Source organism: uncultured Rothia sp., from assembly GCF_937976295.1.
Lineage (GTDB): Bacteria > Actinomycetota > Actinomycetes > Actinomycetales > Micrococcaceae > Rothia.
Map to the genome: position 1 here is coordinate 1 of NZ_CALJRY010000188.1, position 21,066 is coordinate 21,066.

At 60.7% G+C, this 21,066-nt stretch carries 16 protein-coding genes; 14 read left to right on the top strand and 2 right to left on the bottom strand.

The annotated features are described in order from the left end of the window. A partial coding sequence (locus Q0216_RS05255) for a hypothetical protein (protein WP_298593527.1) occupies positions 1–220 on the bottom strand: 220 nt, incomplete at its 3' end. Between the two features lie 174 nt (positions 221–394). Here Q0216_RS05255 and Q0216_RS05260 point away from each other — a divergent pair. The 9 genes from Q0216_RS05260 (at position 395) to Q0216_RS05300 (ending at position 10,873) form a co-directional block, all read left to right on the top strand. Then, complete coding sequence (locus Q0216_RS05260; RefSeq protein ID WP_298593530.1) at positions 395–1,411, top strand: bifunctional riboflavin kinase/FAD synthetase; 1,017 nt, start codon at positions 395–397, stop codon at positions 1,409–1,411. 210 nt (positions 1,412–1,621) lie between these two features. After that, the gene (locus Q0216_RS05265; RefSeq protein ID WP_049332787.1) at positions 1,622–2,080 is read left to right on the top strand and encodes an S-ribosylhomocysteine lyase; all 459 of its coding nucleotides are present in this window, start codon (positions 1,622–1,624) and stop codon (positions 2,078–2,080) included. Continuing rightward, positions 2,080–2,973, top strand: a complete 894-nt coding sequence (gene mtnN / locus Q0216_RS05270) for a 5'-methylthioadenosine/S-adenosylhomocysteine nucleosidase (protein ID WP_294631520.1) — start codon at positions 2,080–2,082, stop codon at positions 2,971–2,973. The genes Q0216_RS05265 and mtnN overlap by 1 nt, the downstream gene beginning before the upstream one ends. A gap of 194 nt (positions 2,974–3,167) precedes the next feature. Next, positions 3,168–3,470, top strand: coding sequence for a hypothetical protein (locus Q0216_RS05275; protein WP_298593533.1), 303 nt, complete (start codon positions 3,168–3,170; stop codon positions 3,468–3,470). A 270-nt stretch (positions 3,471–3,740) separates the two neighbouring features. Then, positions 3,741–5,159, top strand: coding sequence for an amino acid permease (locus Q0216_RS05280; RefSeq protein WP_298593535.1), 1,419 nt, complete (start codon positions 3,741–3,743; stop codon positions 5,157–5,159). Positions 5,160–5,415: 256 nt separating this feature from the next. After that, on the top strand, positions 5,416–5,685 hold the full coding sequence (rpsO, locus tag Q0216_RS05285) for a 30S ribosomal protein S15 (RefSeq protein WP_005507098.1): 270 nt from the start codon (positions 5,416–5,418) through the stop codon (positions 5,683–5,685). Positions 5,686–6,109: 424 nt separating this feature from the next. Further along, the gene (locus tag Q0216_RS05290) at positions 6,110–8,326 is read left to right on the top strand and encodes a polyribonucleotide nucleotidyltransferase (protein ID WP_298593537.1); all 2,217 of its coding nucleotides are present in this window, start codon (positions 6,110–6,112) and stop codon (positions 8,324–8,326) included. A gap of 146 nt (positions 8,327–8,472) precedes the next feature. After that, positions 8,473–9,519, top strand: coding sequence for an acyltransferase (locus Q0216_RS05295; RefSeq protein ID WP_298593539.1), 1,047 nt, complete (start codon positions 8,473–8,475; stop codon positions 9,517–9,519). Between the two features lie 22 nt (positions 9,520–9,541). Beyond that, complete coding sequence (locus tag Q0216_RS05300; RefSeq protein ID WP_298593541.1) at positions 9,542–10,873, top strand: pitrilysin family protein; 1,332 nt, start codon at positions 9,542–9,544, stop codon at positions 10,871–10,873. Between the two features lie 222 nt (positions 10,874–11,095). Here the strand turns inward: Q0216_RS05300 and Q0216_RS05305 are convergent, their stop codons facing one another. After that, positions 11,096–13,072: an acyltransferase family protein gene (locus Q0216_RS05305; protein WP_298593542.1), complete on the bottom strand. Its 1,977-nt coding sequence runs from the start codon at positions 13,070–13,072 to the stop codon at positions 11,096–11,098. Between the two features lie 253 nt (positions 13,073–13,325). Between Q0216_RS05305 and dapB the strand changes: the two genes are divergently transcribed. From dapB to Q0216_RS05330, 5 genes are all read left to right on the top strand, one after another. Continuing rightward, a complete protein-coding gene (dapB, locus tag Q0216_RS05310) occupies positions 13,326–14,096 on the top strand; it encodes a 4-hydroxy-tetrahydrodipicolinate reductase (protein ID WP_298593544.1) in 771 nt (256 codons plus the stop codon). A 9-nt stretch (positions 14,097–14,105) separates the two neighbouring features. After that, positions 14,106–14,768: a tetratricopeptide repeat protein gene (locus Q0216_RS05315; protein ID WP_298593545.1), complete on the top strand. Its 663-nt coding sequence runs from the start codon at positions 14,106–14,108 to the stop codon at positions 14,766–14,768. A gap of 234 nt (positions 14,769–15,002) precedes the next feature. Beyond that, positions 15,003–15,938: a 4-hydroxy-tetrahydrodipicolinate synthase gene (dapA, locus tag Q0216_RS05320; RefSeq protein ID WP_298593546.1), complete on the top strand. Its 936-nt coding sequence runs from the start codon at positions 15,003–15,005 to the stop codon at positions 15,936–15,938. Positions 15,939–16,342: 404 nt separating this feature from the next. Continuing rightward, the gene (locus Q0216_RS05325; RefSeq protein ID WP_298593548.1) at positions 16,343–18,058 is read left to right on the top strand and encodes a ribonuclease J; all 1,716 of its coding nucleotides are present in this window, start codon (positions 16,343–16,345) and stop codon (positions 18,056–18,058) included. A 295-nt stretch (positions 18,059–18,353) separates the two neighbouring features. Further along, the coding region (locus Q0216_RS05330) for a DNA translocase FtsK (protein ID WP_298593550.1) at positions 18,354–21,066 on the top strand (2,713 nt) is incomplete at its 3' end.

Consider the following 21,066-nt stretch of genomic DNA (forward strand, 5'->3'; position numbering starts at 1 on the left):
AAATCAGCGACAGGGTGCGCAACAGCCATGCAATGCCGCGCAGGAAAACGCCGCCCTTTTCAAAACGGATAATCCGCGCCAACGCGCCGAACAAGCCCAACACACTGCCCCCCAGCACGGCAACGGTGGTCAGCTTTAAAGTCATCAATGCGCCGGTCAAAAACATTTGGCGGTATTCCCAAATGATTTGCATTTGTCGGCTTTCCAGTATCCAGTCCATAAAATCAGTCCAATATTTTCAGGCCGCGTGCAGGCTGCTTTCGGCGCTGCTTTTTGCACGGCACACAACAAAACCGCGTATTTTACAATAAAATTCCGTTTCTTGTATGCAAAACATATGAAGCCGGCCGCAAACTGGTTACAATGGCGCACTTTACAGACTTTCCGCACGTTCATGATGAAAATTTGGTTCGGGCAAAACGCGCCCCATCTGCCGCAGGGCAGCGCATTAACCATCGGCAATTTTGACGGCGTGCACCGTGGACATGCCCGCGTGATTTCGCGCGTGGTCTCCCTTGCTGAAGAGCACGGTTTGAGCTCTATCGCGGTTTCTTTTGACCCGCACCCGATGCAGGTGCACCGTCCCGAGGTGCCCCACCACGACATTATGGGTCAGGGTTCGCGTCGCTACTTTATGTGCCTGCTGGGTCTGAACGACTACCTGCTGCTGAACTACAACCTGGAGTTCGCTTCGCAGACCCCCGAAGAGTTCGTGAAGTCCACCTTCGTGGATGCGCTGAACGCGCGTTTCGTGGTCATCGGTGACGACGTGCGCTTTGGCAAGAATAACTCCGGAGACTTGAACACCATGCGTGAGCTGGGGGAGAAGTACGGCTTTGAGGTGGTTGTCGTTGAGGATCTGATGGTGGATGAGAACAGCCGCTGCTCCTCGACCCGCATCCGCCAGTTGCTGCTGGAGGGCGATATGCCCGCCGCAACCGAGCTGCTGGGCCGCCATCACATGATGGCTGGTGAGGTTGTGCACGGTCTGGCGCGCGGCCGCGAGTTGGGTTTCCCGACCGCGAACCTTGAGCTTGAGGCGCGCGGCCTGATTCCTGCCGATGGCGTGTACGCCGGCTGGCTGGTGGACGAATCCGGTAACCGTCACCCCGCCGCTATTTCGGTGGGTACGAACCCGACCTTTGACGGTATTGAGCACCGCCAGGTTGAGTCGCACGTGATCGACCGCCCGGAGGAGCGCGTGGAGGATTTCAACCTGTACGGTCAGCATGTGCTGATTGAGTTCGTGAAGCGTCTGCGCCCCATGGTGGCGTACACCGGTGTTGAGGCGCTGATTGAGCAGATTAACGATGACGTGGTGCAGGCCCGCGAGGTGCTGGCTGAGGACGCGAAGAACTACTGCCCGCCGGAGTGCCCGGTGCAGGCGGAAGTAAAGCAGCCCCACCTCTAGACCCACCACCCCTAACCCCGTATCGGGAGCCGCAGCCTGCGTTGTCTGCGGTGATGACTTGATGCCCCGGCGGCAGATTTTCGGATCTGCCGCCGGGGCTTCACGTACCCGACCGGATGCGCCGCCCATGAAACCTCGCGCGCTGCCCGCGCGGCACTCCTGTTTTAGTCGTCTGTTTTAGTCGCCCCCGTTTTAAGAGAAGATAGAGTCATGGAAAAAATGAACGTCGAATCCTTCAACCTTGACCACCGCGCCGTCAAGGCACCTTACGTGCGTATCGCAGACCGCAAGGTCCTGCCCGGTGGCGACACCCTCATCAAGTACGATATCCGCTTCACCCAGCCGAACACCGCGCACCTGGAAATGCCGACCGTGCACTCCATCGAGCACCTGAGCGCCGAGCACATGCGCAACCACACCGACCGTCTGATTGACTTCTCCCCGATGGGCTGCCAGACCGGTTTCTACGCGCTGACCCTGGGCCTGGAGCCCGAGGAGTTCTTCCCCATCCTGGAGGCAACCCTCAACGATATCCTCAACGCGACCGAGGTTCCGGCAGCGAATGAGGTGCAGTGCGGTTGGGGCGCCAACCACACCCTCGAAGGTGCGCAGGCTGCGGCTCGCGAGTTCCTCGCGGCACGCGATGAGTGGGCGCAGGTGATGGCGTAATGAGCGCACAGATTCCCGACGCTTTCGCATCTGCCTTCAACCCGGTGGACTTTGACCCGAACGCTTTCGATCCGGCTGAGGCGTTCAACAGCATGTTTGAGCTGATGGACGGCATGTCCAACGCCATCATCATTCAGGTGGCTATGGATGAGGAACTCGCCCCCTTCCTGAAGGTGACCGAGGAGCTGCAGCCCTCCTTCACCGAGGGCGCTGCGGTGTTCCACCCGCGCTACCTGCAGGTGGGCGAGGACCAGGTTCCGCTGCTGCTGGTTCGCTCCAAGATTGGTCTGGTGAACGCGGCGAGCGCCGTCACCGAGGCGATTAGCTACTCTTCGAACTGCCTGGGCGTCATTAGCGCAGGTACCGCCGGCGGTTTGGCTCGGGGCATTAACGTGGGTGACGTGCTGATTGGTGAGAACTACACCTACACTGACGCCGATGCGACCGCGTTCGGTTACGCGCGCGGCCAGGTTCCGGGCATGCCCGAAAGCTACGACGGTCAGGCGGACGAGTGGCAGGACGCTCTGGAGCATGCGCTCGCTGCGCTGGAGCCGGTGCGTGAGCAGGCTGAGAGCGTGTGGGAGGTGCGCCGCGGCCAGATGCTGGCGGGTAACTCCTTCGTGACCGCCCACAATGTGAAGGACACCCGCGAGGCGTTCGAGGGGGCTATCAGCACCGATATGGAGACCACCGCTATCGCGCAGGTCTGCCACAACTACGAGATTCCGTTTATCGGTGTGCGTTGCGTGTCTGATTTGTGCGGCCCGGAGGCTGACCAGGACTTCCACCTCTCCGTGGATGTGGTGGCTCCTCGTTCGGCTCGTTACGCTCTGCAGCTGGCTGCTGAGCTGTGGACTGAGGCGCAGCTGGAGGCGCTGGACCTGGCTCTCTAAATCTCTAGAGCATGCGGCCAGATGTGAGCTCGCATTCAGAAGTGCCGGGGCGTGAACCTGATGGGTTTGCGCCCCGGTCTTTTTATGACCGGTCCGCGAGACATGCAGAAATATTAATCGCGGTGAATATACATTCTGTGTGTCGTGGAGTACTATGTTTGAAGAAACTAATCGCTCTCACAGAGGAGTACGTCGTGAAGTTCTGTCCGACTCTCGCCTCCGTCACCGGTCTGCTCGGTGGCTACAAGGTTGCAACTAGCACCGGCATCCGCCCGCTCGGTGGCGCTGTCCTGGCACTGTGCGGTGCCGTGGCTTACAAGAATTGGAAGCGTAAGGCTGGCGCAGGCCGTGCCACCTTCCTCACCGCTCTCTACCTCGGCGCGTTCGGCGCCGCTCATCCGCTCGCCAAGAAACTTGGCGCGTGGCCTGCAGTCTACACCGTGACTGCTGTAACCGCTCTGTCCTCCATCGTCATTGGACGTAAGCGACAGAAGTAGTCTTTGACAAAAAGACGGCGGAAAGGCAACGTTGCCTTCCCGCCGTCTTTTGTATTCCCACCCACCGTACCGTTGGATGGGGATGCGCCGGGGCGACGCGCGAAGGCAACACCTTCTGCGCAACGCCCCATCACTCGATGGGGAGTGAAATAGCCCCGGTGCCGCGCTAGAGATCCTGCGAACCGCTAGATCACAGGCAAGCTCGGCACCGCCCGATAAGTTTCCCCGCCACCGGCGGGTACACCCCACGAGGTAAAGGAAAAGAAGAAGATGAATACCACTCCGGACTCAACCCCGGTACAGCAGGGAGTAGCGGTACAGCAGGGAGCAGAGACTTCCGAGAACCCGCAGCTAGCGCGTGGACTCTCCCTGCGCCACATCATGTTCATCGCCCTCGGCTCCGCCATCGGCACCGGCCTGTTCTACGGCTCGGCGTCCGCCATTCAGCTTGCGGGCCCCTCCGTGCTGCTTGCCTACGTTATTGGCGGCGCGGCAGTGTTCATGGTGATGCGCGCAATGGGCGAACTCGCCCTGGCGCACCCGGTCTCTGGAGCGTTCTCTGAATACGCCACCCGCTACCTCGGACGCTGGGCCGGCTTCGTGACCGGCTGGACCTACGCCCTGGAAATGGCGCTGGTCGCCATTGCGGACGTCACCGCTTTTGCCGTGTACATGAAGTTCTGGTTCCCGAACAGCCCCTCCTGGATTTGGATTGTCTCTGTTCTGCTGATTCTGCTCGCCATTAACCTGGCGAAGGTCAAGACATTTGGCGAGACCGAATTCTGGTTTACCCTCGTGAAGGTCAGCGCCATTATCGCCATGATTGTTGGCGGCGTGGTTCTGCTCTTCGTGGGCGTGCAGGTACACGACTCCGTGGCGCCCTCCGTCACGAACCTCTGGGCTCTTGAAGGCGGCTTCTTCGCGAACGGATTTACCGGCTTCCTCGCCTGCTTTACCGTGGTGATGTTTGCGTTCGGCGGTATCGAGAACATCGGTATTGCCGCCGGTGAGGCGAAGAATCCGCGCACCGCAATCCCCAAGGCGATTCGCACGGTGCCGTTCCGCATCCTCATCTTCTACGTTCTGACCCTGGCGGTCATCATGTCCCTGTACCCCTGGTACTCGGTGACGAAGGCGAACTCGCCGTTCGTGCAGATCTTTGAGGCCCTGGGCATTCCGGCTGCTGCTTCGATTCTGAACGTGGTCATCATTACCGCCGCCATCTCTGCGCTGAACGCGGACGTGTACGGTGCCGGCCGCATGATGTACGGTCTGGCGAAGCAGAACCTGGCGCCGGCTTCCTTCGCGAAGGTTACGAAGAATGGTGCGCCCTGGATGACCACCCTCATCATGGTGCTGGTCATGGCGGTCGGCGTGATTGTGAATGTGCTCTTCGAGAACGCGTTCGAGGTGGTCGCCTCCCTGGCAACATTCGCGACCGTGTTCGTGTGGGTCATGATTCTGCTGGCACACATCGCGTTCAAGCGCAGCGGTTCCGATACCGAGGCGCAGCCGGTACGTCAGCCCCTGTGGCTGAGCTACTTGACGTTGGCGTTCATGATCTTTATCGTGGTGCTCTTCGGTTTCTTTGCTGACACCCAGCTGGCGCTGGTGATGGGCGCAGTCTGGTGCCTGTTCCTGCTGGGCTACTACCGCCTTGCGGTGATGCGCGCTCGCGCTGAAGCATAAACACAAAATAAACGTAGGAGCCGGTACGAGACCCCTGCGCGAGAACCCGTCTGTGAAGCCCGGCGACCGGTAGTGTGATGAGCTACCTGTCGCCGGGCTTCTGCGCACCCTTCCACGAAAGCGCCCCGGTAGCGTAGAATGGGAAGAACGCGTCTGCAGTCCGCAGTAGACGACGTGTATTACAGGGCGTAAGCCCACCACCCGGCGGCAACCGTCCGTACGGGACGTATGCGGTACTAACTCTAGGAGTTAAAAAGTGGCACTGGATCCCGCTGTCAAGCAGGCAATCATCAAGGAATACGCAACCCACGAGGGCGACACCGGTTCGCCCGAGGTTCAGATTGCAGTTCTGTCTCGTCGTATCGCCGACCTGACCGAGCACCTGAAGTTCCACAAGCACGATCACCACTCCCGTCGTGGCCTGATGATCCTCGTTGGTCGTCGCCGCAACATGCTCGGCTACCTGAAGAGCGTCGACATCGAGCGTTACCGTTCGCTGATCGAGCGCCTGGGTCTGCGCCGATAAAACAGGAGCGTCTTGACGCTTTTGTGGTGATTAATCGCCTTTAGGCGGTGTGTGCGGACGTGCTGTCAGCACTACCAACCCTCCATTACGGAGGCCGGTAGCGCCAGCGCGTCCGTACTGCCGCGTTGAGGGGCGCATCTTCCGTTAGCCAGAATCCAACGCTAAATTCCACGTTAGATTCCAACGCTAGCTTCTCAAGCGAGAATCCTGAGAAGATGCCGCCCCACCTGAAAGAAAGAACATAGGCCGTGCCGGCACACACGCCGCGGTCCTCGGTAGCGAATTACGGAACAACACCGCCTCCACAACCTTGCCGATACGCCTCGCGCACACGGTATGGACAAAGGTGGGGGAGAGGTGCCGTGGTTTCCTATCGAAGGCCGACTCATGCGCCGTACGGCCTACCAAGAAGAAAGAAGGAACCGTGGAAGGTCCCGAAATCAAGTTTGCTGAAGTCGAAATCGACAACGGCATTCACGGTAAGCGCCACGTGCGCTTTGAAACCGGCCGCCTCGCAAAGCAGGCTGCTGGCTCCGTCCTCGTCACCATCGATGACGAGACCACCCTGCTCTCCGCAACCGCAATCGGCAAGTCTCCCCGCGAGGGCTTCGACTTCTTCCCGCTGACCGTGGACGTGGAAGAGCGCATGTACGCAGGCGGCAAGATCCCCGCATCGTACTTCCGCCGCGAAGGCCGCCCCAGCACCGAGGCAATCCTTGCTGCACGCCTGATTGACCGCCCGCTGCGCCCCGCCTTCACCAAGGGCATCCGCAACGAGGTTCAGGTCGTCGTGACCGTCCTGACCTACGAGCCGGACGAAATCTACAACACCTTCGCAATCAACGCTGCCTCCGCATCGACCTCCCTGTCCGGTGCGCCGTTCAACGGCCCCATCGGTGGCGTGCGCATGGCACTGATCGACGGCCAGTGGGTCTGCTTCCCCAAGTACTCCCAGCTGGAAAACGCTGTCTTCGACATGGCTGTTGCAGGCCGTATCGTCACCAAGGCTGACGGTACCGAAGACGTCGCAATCATGATGGTTGAGGCAGAAGCAACCGACAACTCCTGGAAGCTCATCAAGGAAGACGGCCAGACCGCCCCCACCGAAGAGATCGTCGCAGAGGGCCTGGAAGCAGCTAAGCCCTTCATCGCAGCACTGTGCAAGGCACAGGCTGACCTGGTGGCTCGCGCAGGCAAGCCCGCCCTGGAACTGCCCTTCTTCGGCGGCCACGGCGAGGACGTCGACGCAGCGGTTGAGGCATTCGCAGCAGACCGCCTGGCAGAGGTGTACTCCATCGCTGGCAAGCAGGAACGCGAAGCAGCAGCAGCCGAGCTGCAGGAAGAGCTCATGGAAGCTCTCACCGGCGAAGGTAAGGAATTTGAAGAGCGCTCCAACGAGGTCTCCGTAGCATTCGCTGCCCTGACCAAGCACGTGGTGCGCCAGCGCATCCTCACCGAGCAGGTCCGTATTGACGGCCGCGGCCTGACCGACATCCGCCAGCTCACCGCTGAGGTTGAAATCCTGCCCCGCGTTCACGGCTCCGCTCTCTTCGAGCGCGGCGAAACCCAGATCATGGGTATCACCACCCTGAACATGCTCAAGATGGAGCAGCAGCTGGACTCCCTGCACCCGGTCAAGTCCAAGCGTTACATCCACCACTACAACTTCCCGCCGTACTCCACCGGTGAGACCGGCCGCGTGGGTTCGCCCAAGCGCCGCGAAATCGGCCACGGCGCCCTCGCAGAGCGCGCAATCACCCCGGTGCTGCCCTCCCGCGAAGAGTTCCCCTACGCAATCCGTCAGGTCTCCGAGGCTCTGGGCTCCAACGGCTCGACCTCCATGGGTTCGGTCTGTGCATCGACCCTGTCTCTGCTGAACGCCGGTGTGCCGTTGCGCGCACCCGTTGCAGGTATCGCAATGGGCCTGGTCTCTGACGAGGTTGACGGCGAGACCCGCTACGCAGCCCTGACCGACATCCTCGGCGCGGAAGACGCACTGGGCGATATGGACTTCAAGGTGGCAGGTACCTCCGAGTTCGTGACCGCTATCCAGCTGGACACCAAGCTCGACGGCATCCCCGCATCCGTGCTCGCTGGCGCACTGACCCAGGCACGTGAGGCTCGCCTGCACATCCTCGAGGTGCTCGTCAGCGCGATTGACGCACCGGATGAGATGAGCGAGTTCGCACCGCGCATTATTTCCGTGAAGATTCCGGTTGCCAAGATCGGTGAGGTTATCGGCCCCAAGGGTAAGATGATCAACCAGATTCAGGAAGACACCGGCGCAGACATCTCCATTGAGGACGACGGTACCGTATACATCGGCGCAGCTGACGGCCCCTCCGCCGAGGCTGCACGTTCGGCAGTGAACGCTATCGCTAACCCGCAGGTTCCCGAGGTTGGCGAACGCTACCTGGGTACCGTAGTGAAGGTGACCGACTTCGGTGCGTTCATCTCCCTGACCCCCGGTAAGGACGGTCTGCTGCACATCTCCGAGATGCGTAAGCTCAACGGCGGTAAGCGCGTTGTTGACGCTGAGGACGTTGTCTCCGTGGGCCAGAAGGTCCAGGTGGAGATCACCAAGATTGATGACCGCGGCAAGCTCTCGCTGGCACCGGTTGTTGAGGGCGACGACGAGTAGTCGTAACCCCCGCTAAGTGATGAGGGGCGTTCGGCGCACCCGGTGCGGTTCACTCCCCGCCGGATGCGCCGGGCGCCCCTTATCTCATGAGGACAGAGAACAGCGGAATGCAGACTGCTGTTCTCACTATGAAAGGAATATCGGAATTGTCGACTCGACGAGATACGACGATTGATATTGCCAAGGGCATCGCGATTATCGCGATTGTTTTTGGGCATATTCATCGAGGAATGTGGGCATCAGGGTTGGGCACCGAGGCCCTGCGCCCCTACAAGTACATGCTGGATTATGGGGTTTATTTCTGGCACCTGGTAGTTTTTGCTTTTCTGAGCGGCCTTTTTGTGGCACGAGGAGCAACGAAGACTACTCCCTCCTCATACCTGACGAAGCGTCTGGTTCTCTTCGGATACCTCTACGTTATTTGGCAGGTTCTGCAGGTGGGTATGAAGCTTGTGCTTCCCTCTAACTCTTCCGATAAGACAACTGTTATGAGCCTGCTTGAATTGTGGAAGCCCGAGGGTCAGCTCTGGTTCTTCCCCTGGCTCATGATTGTCACCATTATTGCTGTGCTGGGCCGCGTCTGGCAGAAGGACATCAAAGCCTACGCAGTTGTGACGGTGTGCGCGGTTCTTGCCATCGTTTTCTGGGGCTATAGCGGCGATTATGTAGGTACCGGAGGTATCTCTCTAGCGGTCTTCTTCATGCTTGGCGTGGCTCTTGGCCACGAGAGGTTCCAGGCTATTATGGAGTCCGTACCGCTGGCAGCACACGCCGCCATTGCGGTAGTCGGTTTTGCCGTCTACACCGTAATTTTGGTGAATGTACAGGCCGCTCCGCCGACTGTGGTGCCCTACTTTGCGAATAACCCGGCGGCAATCGCCACGGGTATTGTCGCTTCGTTGCTGTCCTCGCTGGCGGTGCTCTCGCTCTCCTACCTGCTGGCGCGGGTTCCGTGGAGCAGCTGGCTCGCCTACCTGGGCCGTCACTCCCTGGAAATCTTTATCGCGCACATTGTGTGCGGTGCAGCTTTCCGTTTCGTGCTGACGAAGTCCGGTTTCTTCTCGGTGCCCCTGTTCTTGGTGGGAGGAACGATCTTCGCGATCCTCGCCTCGCTCCTGATGGGGTACTGCGCTCAGAAACTGCGGGTTCCGCTGTTTGCGTTGCCTCGCTCTCTTGAACGAAAAATTAGCTAATCGAAATATCGAAGGACGCTGAATGTCTATTTCCCTGCCCGTCGAGCTTGAGGCAATCGCCGAAGAGCTCAACTACGAGCACGGCCGCCTCATCTACGAGGGTGTAGGCGGTAACGAGGTGCGCCGCTCCATCCTGCCCGGTGGCGTACGCGTGATTACCGAAAAAATGCCCGGTACCCGCGGCGTATCCATCGGATTCTGGGTGGGAGTCGGCTCCCGCGACGAAGCCCCCGGCATGCTCGGCTCCACCCACTTCCTGGAGCACCTGCTGTTCAAGGGCACCGGCACCCGCACCGCCCTGGACATTGCATCCTCCTTCGACGCGGTAGGCGGCGAATCCAACGCCCTGACCGCTAAGGAGCACACCTGCTACTACGCGCGTGTGCTCGACGACGACGCGCCCATGGCGGTGGACGTCATCACCGACATGGTCACCAACGCCCTGCTGGACCCGGCTCACCTGGAGCAGGAACGCGGCGTGATTCTCGAAGAGATCGCCATGGACCAGGACGACCCGACCGACGTTGCTTTCGAGAACTTCGTGGAGCAGCTCATGGGAGAGAACCCGCTGGGCCGCCCCATTGGCGGTACCCCGCAGGAGATTACCGAGGTGCCGCGTGACGCCGTGTGGGAGCACTACAAGCGCTACTACACCCCGGACCGCCTGGTCATTTCTGCCGCCGGTTCGCTGGAACACAGCACCATGGTCCGCCTCGTGCTGGAGGCGCTGACCCGCTACGGCTGGAACCTGCAGGAGGGCGTGGCACCGGCACCGCGTCGCGTGCGTACCGACAGCGGCATCATTCCGCTGAGCGAGCTGCGTGAGGTGGAGAAGAGCTTCGAACAGACCAACATTGTGATGGGCTGCCCGAGCATTATCGCCGGGGATGACCGCCGCTACGCGATGAGCGTGCTGACCAGCGCGTTCGGTGCGGGCATGTCCTCGCGTCTGTTCCAGGAGATTCGTGAGAAGCGCGGCCTTGCCTACAGCACGTTTGCGTTCTCCGGTGCGTACTCGGATGCCGGTTACTTCGGCATGTACGCAGGCTGCCTGCCCGCTAAGACCGAGCAGGTGCGCGAGGTCATGGGCTACGAGTTCGATAAGCTCGCCACCGCCGGTATTACCGAGGAAGAGCTGACGAAGGTCCGTGGTCAGCTGGCTGGCTCCACCGTGCTCGGTAGCGAGGATTCCGGTTCGCGCATGTCCCGTCTGGGCCGTGCAGAGCTGGACTCGGGCCTGTTTACCAGCACCGATGAGCTGCTGGAGAAGATCCGCGCGGTCTCCCTGGAGGAGGTTCGCGACCTGGCGGCATACCTGGGGCAGCAGCAGATGATTACCACCATCGTGCGCTAACCCGCAACACTTACGGCACAAAAATGCCCGTTCCTTCCCCCAAGCGAGGGGGAGGGAACGGGCATTTTGTTGTATCGGCATCTATCGCAGAGGCGCTTCCACAAAGTGCTTCCGGGCGCTCAGCCACCCATACTCTTGACGCTCAGCATGAGCGGCAGAACCCGAAAAGCACCTGCCCAGAGCAGCCCCAGAACGCTACTTCTGCGCTCTACTTCTGAAGGGCTACTTCTGTGCCTTAGCGATAGCCTCCATCAGCACCTGAGCGTAGAGTTCCTGACCGGCTGCCTCCGGGTGAACACCGTCAGAGGCCAGCAGACCGCTCTGAGTCTGCAGAGCCTGGCGAATCGCAGAGTTCCAATCCGCAATAATCACACGATCAGAATGCTGAGCCGCAAACTCGCGAATCTTACCGTTCGAGTAGTCAATCCAGGTCAGGTTGCGCGGGCCGTAACCGGTGACCAGCACCAGCTTAGAATCAGCGGGCATAGCCGCCAGAACCTCGTCGAGCTGACCGTCCAGAATGGTCGAGTTTGCGGTCACCGACAGCACGAAGGTCTTACGAATCTGGCCGTTGGCACCCATGGATTTAATAATCGGCAGGGCCTTGGCGATGGTGCGTCCCTCCGCCGCATCGATGGATGCTTCGGGCATCTTGTCGTACAGCTCGGGGGATACCGCCACCACAATGGAGTCACCCACAATGCTCACCTGAGAAGAGTTCACCGAACCAGCCGAAACAGTCGAAGCTGAGGGGCTAGCCGAAGCCGAAGCCTTTGCATCCTTACCGGTAGCAGATGCGCTCGGGTTTGCAGAAGTACTCGGGCTTGCAGAGGCGCTCGCGGCCTGTGCTTCCTGACGCGCCTTCAGACGCTCAGCGGCGGCACGCTTGCCGTCCTCAACGGACTTCTGGGCGGTAGTCATCGTCGGAGCGGTGTGCACCGCCAGACCGGTCGAAGCACCAGCCACCACAACAGCCAGAATCACCGAAACAGGCAGGAACCTAGTGCGTGGAGACTGGAACAATGCCATGAAACGGTTCGCGCTACCGCGGAAACCGTAACGGCGAATCGGGGTCTCAACCCAGCGGTACGACATCTCCGCAATAACGAAGGTCGCCACCAGAACGCCCACGTTTACCAGTGGGGAGCGGTCCGCACCCAGGGTGTAGTGCATGACCACGGCGAGCGGCCAGTGCCACAGGTACAGGCCGTAGGAACGTTCACCCACCCAGCGCAGGGGCGCGAAATTCAGCAGGCGGCGCAGCATTTCGGAGGCGCCAGCGAGCATATCGGGCAGCATACCCTGAATCACGCCGAGAGCCAGCAGGGAGGCACCGAACAGGCCCCAGGGAATCGCACCGGGTGCCGACTCGGGAACCAGCATCGCGTAGGGAATCAGCGCGAACAGGGACAGCCAGCTGATCATGACGCGGGCGAAAGCGACCAGGCCGAAGGGCTGAGCCACACGGTACAGCACGGACTGCTGAAGCGGCGGGTACAGCGACCAGGGGCGCGCAAAGGCCAGCAGCGCACCGAGCAACAGGCCGTACAGGTGAGTGTCGGTGCCGTAGTAGACGCGGCTAATGGGGGAACCGAACATCAGCAGTGTGGTGGCGGCGCTCAGCGACGCAATAATACCGAGCACCATGACCACGCTGAAGCGACGCCACGAACGGCCTAACAGCACGCCGGCGCCAACAATCAGCAGGGGCCACACCACGTAGAACTGTTCTTCCACAGCCAGGGACCAGAAGTTCGTGAAGAGCTCCGGGGAGGTCTGCGCGAAGTAGTCGTTACCGGCAAAAATGGAAATCCAGTTGGACGAGAAGGTCGCCGCACCGGTGAGCTGTCGACTGAGGTTCACCTGAATATCGCCGCCAATGAGCAGGCTGACCGGCCCCATGACCAGAATCAGCAGGATAATGGCGGGAAGCAGTCGGCGGGCACGGCGAATCCAGAAGTTGCCCAGGGCAATTTTGCCGGTGAGCGCACCTTCACGCAGAAGCAGGGAGGTAATCAGGAAGCCAGAGATGACGAAGAAGATATCCACGCCAATCATGCCGCCAGGTAGTACGGTGGGCCAGAAATGATACACCATCACGAGTAGCACAGCGATTGCTCGCAGGCCGTCCAGACCCGGCAGAATATACCGCCGGTTAGCCTCTTCTGGACGCACGGAGGAGGTAAAGAGGGACTTCATACTGTCTGTGTACTCCGTAGGACGGAAATTATAGAAATACTTGCTAATTATATGTTTGTTCCCTTTCGGCGACATATAAATACCCATATATGACGCATAGAAGATTTTGTTTTTTGTATTTGTCAGTTCTGCTGGGCATCTCACCCCGTGTGTGCGATAGGGCGTATCGCGTCTACACGGGGGATAATAGAGGCTGTACGTCACAGCGTCTGCCCCATTGTCGGGGCGCTAACAAGTTACGGAGGAGAGAATCATGACCCACGCGAACGACGAAAAAATCTGGAAGGTAGCGGTACTCGGTGCCGCGGGCCGTATGGGTTCCGAGGCGGTGCGCGCCGTCAACACCTCCGCAGACATGGACCTGGTGGCGGCACTGGGCCGCGGCGACGACCTGCAGGAGCTGGTCGATGCCGGCGCAGAGATTGTTATTGACCTGACCGTTCCTGAATCCAGCGAGGCGAATGTGCGCTTCGCGGTGGAGCACGGTATGCACGCGGTGGTCGGTACGACCGGTTGGACCCCCGAGCGCCTGGACTCCCTGCGCGAACTGCTGGCTGAGCACCCCGAGGTGGGCGTGCTCATCGCACCGAACTTCGCGATTGGTTCGATCCTCGCCACCGAGTTCGCGGCGAAGGCAGCGCGCTACTTCGAATCGGTAGAAATCATTGAGATTCACCACCCGAATAAGGTAGATGCCCCCTCCGGTACCGCTGTGCACACCGCCCGCAAGGTGGCAGCCGCCCGCGCGGAGGCTGGCGTGGGCCCGAGCCCGGATGCCACCACCTCCGACCCGCTGGGCTCGCGCGGCGCCGTGGTCGACGATATTCACGTACACGCGGTGCGTCTGCGCGGCATGGTGGCTCACCAGGAGATCCTGCTGGGCGATCCCGGTCAGCAGCTGGTGATTCGTCACGATTCCTTTGACCGTGCCTCCTTCATGCCCGGTGTGCTGCTGGGTGTGCGTGAGGTGGCGGCGCATCCGGGTTTGAGCGTGGGCTTGGACGCCTACATGGATTTGTCCTAGGAGAGAGTATTGTCTGAACAGACTTCGCCTGAGAACGTGCAGGCATCTTCTGAGGCTCGTAGCCCCTGGTGGACTTCGCTGCGCCTGTGGAGCATCTGCGCGTGCGTGTTGATGGTGCTGACCGTACTGATTCTGCCGCTGCCGCTGACGGTGCGTGCCTCGATTTTGGGTGTGCTGATTTTTAGTGCCGTCTTCGTCGCGGTGGACGCCGGCGGCTGGGGTAAGACCTTCGCGGCGCTGACCTGCACCCTGCTGACCCTGTACCTGGTGCATATTGCGCAGCAGGGCTTCGTGATGCTCACCTCCGGTTCTGTGGCTGGCATTGTGCTTGGCGCGGGCATGATTCTGCTGCCGATTCTGGGCGCATGGGCGCTGGTGCGTGAGGTGCTTTTCGGTGCCCGTATTCAGCGTATGGCGCAGGAGCTGGCGGCTTCGGGTGAGCTGGCTGAGGATACCCTGCCGCGCACCCCCTCCGGCCGTGTGGACCGTGAGGCTGCGGCGGTGGAGTTTGAGAGCTTCGCGGCGGCGGTGGAGCAGGAGCCGAATAACTGGAAGGCGTGGTTCAACCTGTCGTGCATGTACGATGCGGGCGGCGAGCGCAAGCGTGCCCGCGCGGCGATGCGTAACGCGTGGGCGCTGCGTTCGGGCGGCCAGGCGAAGGGTATGCGCTAGGGGCTGCCGCGGTTGTCCATCCTTAATGCCGCATTTATTTTCGGCGTGCGGTTGGTAGATAGCGCCGAGGCTTCGCGCCCGGTTTCATCGTTCCTGTGGGGGAATCTCCGCGAAAGTACAGCGGGTTTGAGGGCTTGAGGGCTTGAGGGCTTGGGAAGGTCCGAATAATAGAACACGCATGAAAATTTATGCGTTCTGTAGAAAAAATCTGCAGTTCGGGCGTACTCTGGACATATGTCTGAGAACCTTTCGAACCCCGGTACTTTTGTTGAACCCGTCTTCGGTCGCCTCCTGACCGCAATGGTGACCCCCTTCGCGAAGGACGGCTCCGTTGACGAAAAGCAGGTCGTAGACCTGGCGAACTACCTTGTGGAGAACGGCCACGACGGCCTGGTGGTTTGCGGTACCACCGGCGAATACTCCACCATGACCGATGACGAGAACGAACGTGTCTTCCAGATTGTGAAGGACACCGTCGGTTCTCGCGCGAAGATTATTGCCGGTGTTGGTTCCAATGACACTGCGCACACTATTGAGCTGGCGCACCGTGCCGAAAAGATTGGTGTGGACGGTCTGCTGGTTGTGACCCCCTACTACAACAAGCCGACTCAGCCGGGTGTCTACGCCCATTTTGCGACCGTTGCGCAGGCAACTGAGACTCCCGTCATGCTGTACGATATTCCGGGTCGTGCGGGCATCCCCATCGCACCCGAAACCTACCGTCGCCTGGCAGAAATTGATAGTATTGTAGCGGTGAAAGACGCCAAGGCAGACTTCGGTGCCGCAACCGAGGTCATGGCAACCACCGACCTGCACTACTACAGCGGCGACGACGGACTGACCCTTCCCTGGATGGCAATGGGCGCCGTCGGCCTCGTTTCGGTGACTGCACATGTGGCACCCGGACTCTTCCGTGCCCTGATTGATGCTATCGTTGCACAGGACCTGGTGGAGGCGCAGCGTCTTCACCTGGAACTGACTCCGATTGTCCGAGCAACCATGGGCCGTGCCCCCGGTTGCGTTGCCGCCAAGGAAATTCTTTCCTGGCAGGGTGTGCTGGATGAGCCCGTCGTTCGCCTGCCGCACGTACTCTCCGAACCGGAGGTTGCCCAGGCTATGCGAGCTGATCTGCTCTCCTCGAGCATCGCTCACACCCTGAAGAACGCCTAAACTTTAACGCAGAACCTGCACAACTATCGTGCAGAGCGCGTATATATAGAGGACTTCGGCTTGCTGTACGCCCCGCCTTCGGGGTGTGCAATGTAGCCAACGGACGCGGACTCCACACCTAACACTAGGTGAGGGGTCCGCTCTGGCGTATTGCCGCGGTTTATCGTTGCCTGTTGAATCATGAGGACTTTAGCCCCCACTCAGACAGGGACTTAACGTTGGCAGAAGCACCCGGCGCACTACGCCCCGAATACTTTTGAATACTTTCGGTGATTTGGACGCACCGGCAGCACTTCCGCAGCCTCGGCACATGAGAGCTGAATCAGCTGGAGTGCTGCGGTACGAAGCGTCGCCTACGAATCACAGACATCACAAGAAAACATAGAAGAAAGAGGAGACACACGATGAGCGTCTTTGAAGCGAATCTTCCCCTCCCGCCCCGCCTGAAGAAGGACACCCTGCGCGTGGTGCCCCTGGGCGGCCTGGGCGAAGTCGGTCGTAACATGACCGTGTACGAAATTAACGGCAAGCTGCTGATTGTTGACTGCGGCGTGCTCTTCCCCGAAGAGTCCCAGCCCGGCGTGGACCTGATTCTGCCCGACTTCAGCTACATTGTTGACCGTCTGGACGACGTGGTCGCCATGGTGCTGACCCACGGCCACGAGGACCACATCGGCGCGGTTCCCTACCTGCTGCGCCGCCGCCCCGACATCCCCCTGGTCGGTTCCGAACTGACCCTGGCACTGGTTGAGGCGAAGCTCGCCGAGCACCGCATCAAGCCCTACACCCTCGCGGTGAAGGAGCACCAGGTGGAGCGTTTCGGCCCGTTCGAGTGCGAGTTCGTTGCGGTGAACCACTCGATCCCGGATGCGCTGGCTGTCTACATCCGCACCAAGGCTGGCAAGGTTCTGCACACCGGCGACTTCAAGATGGACCAGCTGCCGCTGGATGGCCGCATCACCGACCTGCGCCACTTTGCTCACCTGGGCGAGGAGGGCGTGGACCTGTTCCTGCCGGACTCCACCAACGCTGAGGTTCCCGGCTTCACCCCGACCGAGAAGCACATTGGTCCGGTGCTGTCGAACGTCTTCCGTGACGCAACCGGCCGCATCATTGTGGCGTCCTTCTCCTCGCACGTTCACCGCGTGCAGCAGGTGCTGGATGCAGCCGCTGAGCGTGGCCGCAAGGTCGTGCTCGTGGGCCGCTCCATGGTGCGTAACATGACCATTGCTGAGAAGCTGGGCTACCTGAAGGTTCCCGACAACGTGCTGGTGGACCTGAAGAAGGTCGATGACTACCGCCCCGACCAGATCGTGATGATGTGCACCGGTTCGCAGGGCGAACCGATGGCGGCACTGTCGCGCATGGCGAACGGCGACCACAAGATTCAGATTGAGCCCGGCGACACCGTGGTGCTCGCCTCCTCGCTGATTCCCGGTAACGAGACCAGCGTCTTCCGCATCATTAACGCCCTCATGAAGCTGGGCGCTAACGTGGTGCACAAGGGCAACGCGAAGGTTCACGTTTCCGGTCACGCTGCCGCCGGTGAGCTGCTGTACTGCTACAACATTCTCAAGCCGAAGAACGTTATGCCGGTTCACGGCGAGGTTCGCCACCTGATTGCCAGCGGTGACCTGGCGATGGAGACCGGCGTTCCGAAGAAGAACGTGCTGCTCTGCGAGTCCGGCACCGTCGTGGATCTGCGCGATGGCGTGGCGTCCGTGGTGGGCGAGGTTCCCTGCGAGTACCTGTACGTTGATGGCCGCTCCGTCGGTGAGGTGACCGAGAGCGACCTGAAGGACCGCCGCATCCTGGGCGAAGAAGGCTTCGTGTCCATTGTGACCGTCATTGACCGCGCAACTAAGCGCGTGGTGACCGGCCCGGATATTCACGCTCGCGGTATCGCTGAGGACGACTCGGTCTTTGACGAGATTGTTCCGAAGATTACCGCTGCTTTGGAGGATGCGCTGCACCGCGCACCCGAGAAGGTTCACACCGTGCAGCAGCTGCAGCAGATTGTGCGCCGCACCATCGGTGCCTGGATTTCTCGCCGTCTGCGCCGCAAGCCCATGATTGTTCCCGTGGTTGTTGAGAACACCTCGAAGGCCGCGAAGAACTAACGCGAAGAACTAATACTCTGCGCGAGGCGAGCTGCCTGCCATAGCAAAAAGGCGATAGCGAAAAGGCGGGGTCGATACGTTGTGTCGGCCCCGCCTGCTGTGTATCTGCAGAAGGTATGGGCGAAAGCTACGCGAAGGTAAACGCGAAAGTTGTGCGAAAGCGAGCGCGGCAGGGGAGAAGCGCCTCATCAGCGCCCTATCAATGCCCTCACGGGCAGCGGGTGGGGCGCACTTTTTAGCTCACTGATAACGAAAGAATCGGTACATTAACGGGAAGGTTGATACCCTAAAAGGTATGGCTCCACGGACCACGAAGGGTCGTAACACGACCTCTACTAAAGCAAACACTAAGAAGACCACTCGCAAGCGCACCACCTCCCGAGGCGGTGCCCAGCGCGGTGCCAACGCGGCGAACCCTATAGCGGGCGCTATCTCCTCCGTCTGGCTGAGCATCGCTCACGCCATCGGTGGGCTCTTCCGCTCCATTGGCGCGGTGCGCACCGACCTTGCCCCCGAAGACCGCCGTGACGGTGGCGCGCTCACCATCCTGCTGTTCGGCCTGATCAGCGCCGGAGTGGAGTGGTACAACTGGCGTGCCCACACCTCCCTCGGTTTGTTGCGAGCGCCCCTGGAGGCCTGGCACACCATGCTGGGCGGTATTTTCGGTCAGGGCGCCCTGCTGATTCCGGTGCTCAGCTTCATTATGGCGTGGTGTGTTTTCCGTGGACCCGACCTGATTAAACGTAATAACCGCGTGGCGTTGGGCTCCTTCATCATGCTGGTGGCGACCTCCCTGTTCTTTGCACGCCATGCGGGTCACCCGACCTTCGCGGATGGTTTTGACGCCGTCTGGGCTGGCGGTGGCGTGGTTGGCGTGCTGCTGGGCACCCCCATTGTGCGTGTGAGCGGCGGTATTGCGTTCTTTGAGATCCTGATTCACCTGCTACTGGGTATTGCCGGTCTGATGGTTCTGACGAACACTCCGATTCGTCAGGTGGTGCCGCGTACCCTGCACCTGGTCGGTTTGGTGTTGGGTGAGAAGCCCAACGGTACGACTCGAACCTCCGCGAAGGACAGCCCTTCGGATGCGACTCAGACCGTGGATCTGAACGCTGAGGAGCACGACCGCAGCTACCTGTACGAGGATGAGAAGCCGGCACGCACGGCGCAGAAGTCGGGTGGCCTGTTCTCTCGTCTGCGCGGTTGGTTGGGGTTTGCTCCCACCGCGTCGACGGATTCTTCCCTGGACGAGTACGCCGGTGATGAAGCGTTCGTGAGCGCCGTGGTGGATGAGACTCACCCGGAGACCACGCAGATGCCTGTACACCCCGCGGACTCTGCACAGGATTCCGCTCAGCAGACGCGCCCGGCGGCTAAGCCGAACCGCCTGTCCCGCCTGCCCGGTCGCCTCAACCAGGCGCCGGCTGCGCAGGGTACTTCTGCCCAGGGTACTTCTGCACAGGGCGGTACTTCATCCACTAGCCCTGACCTCTTCGACGTTGAGGCATCGGATGCACCCGCAGCCCGCCTGGATCAGGTGCAGCGCGCCGCCGTGGCGAATGGCCGCGTGAACCGTATTCCGGGCGAGGAGCCCCTCTTTGATGTTGAAGCATACGACGGCTTCGGCGCTTCTGAGGAAGCTGCACCGCAGACGATGCCGCACCAGGTTGTGAACCCCGCGCAGCCTGCTACGCCCGCGGCTCAGCCTCCGATTCCGACCCGCATGCACTCGCCGGGTGCGCATCCGAAGAACGCGGCTCCCGCGGCTTCGCGAGCGCCCGAGGCTGGCGCATCCCGCCCGTTGCAGAACAACACTCAGGTGGCGACCACCGAGCAGGCGCGCGGCGAGCAGGTTGTGCAGTCCTCCCGCGGCACCTACGTGCTGCCCTCGGAGGAGATGCTGGTTTCCGGTCCTCCCGCCAAGGAATCTTCCGAGGTCAACGAGCACGTGGTTGAGGCTCTGACGAATGTGCTGGAGCAGTTCAAGGTGGATGCGCAGGTCACCGGCTTCTCGCGCGGCCCGACCGTGACCCGCTACGAGATTGAGCTGGGTCCCGCCACCAAGGTGGAGCGTGTGACCGCGCTGAGTAAGAACATTGCGTACGCTGTGGCGAGCCCGGATGTTCGTATTCTGTCCCCGATTCCGGGTAAGTCCGCGATCGGTATTGAGATTCCGAATACGGACCGTGAGACCGTTGCCCTGGGTGACGTGCTGCGTTCCCCGCAGGCTCACGCGAACCACCACCCGATGGTCATGGGTGTGGGTAAGGACGTTGAGGGTGGCTTCGTGCTGGCGAACCTCGCGAAGATGCCGCATATGCTGGTCGCTGGTGCGACCGGTGCGGGTAAGTCTTCGTTCGTGAACTCGATGATCACCTCGATTCTGATGCGCGCAACCCCGGACCAGGTGCGCCTGGTGATGGTCGACCCGAAGCGTGTGGAGCTCACCGCCTATGAGGGTATTCCGCACCTGATTACGCCCATCATTACGAACCCGAAGAAGGCTGCTGAGGCTCTTCAGTGGGTGGTTCGTGAGATGGACGCCCGCTACGATGACCTCGCCCATTACGGTTACAAGCACGTGGACGACTTCAATAAGGCGGTGCGTGAGGGTAAGGTTCAGCCCGACCCCGGTAGCAAGCGCACTGTGCATGAGTACCCGTACCTGCTGGTGATTGTTGACGAGCTTGCCGACCTGATGATGGTCGCTCCGCGTGACGTGGAAGAGGCGATTGTCCGTATTACGCAGCTGGCGCGTGCGGCGGGTATTCACCTGGTGCTGGCAACCCAGCGTCCGTCGGTGGATGTGGTGACCGGTCTGATTAAGGCGAACGTTCCGTCTCGTATGGCGTTTGCGACCTCCTCGGTCACTGACTCTCGCGTGGTGCTGGATCAGCCCGGTGCTGAGAAGCTGATTGGTCAGGGTGATGCGCTCTTCCTGCCGATGGGTGCTTCGAAGCCGATGCGTGTTCAGGGTGCGTGGGTGTCTGAGTCTGAGATTCACGCCG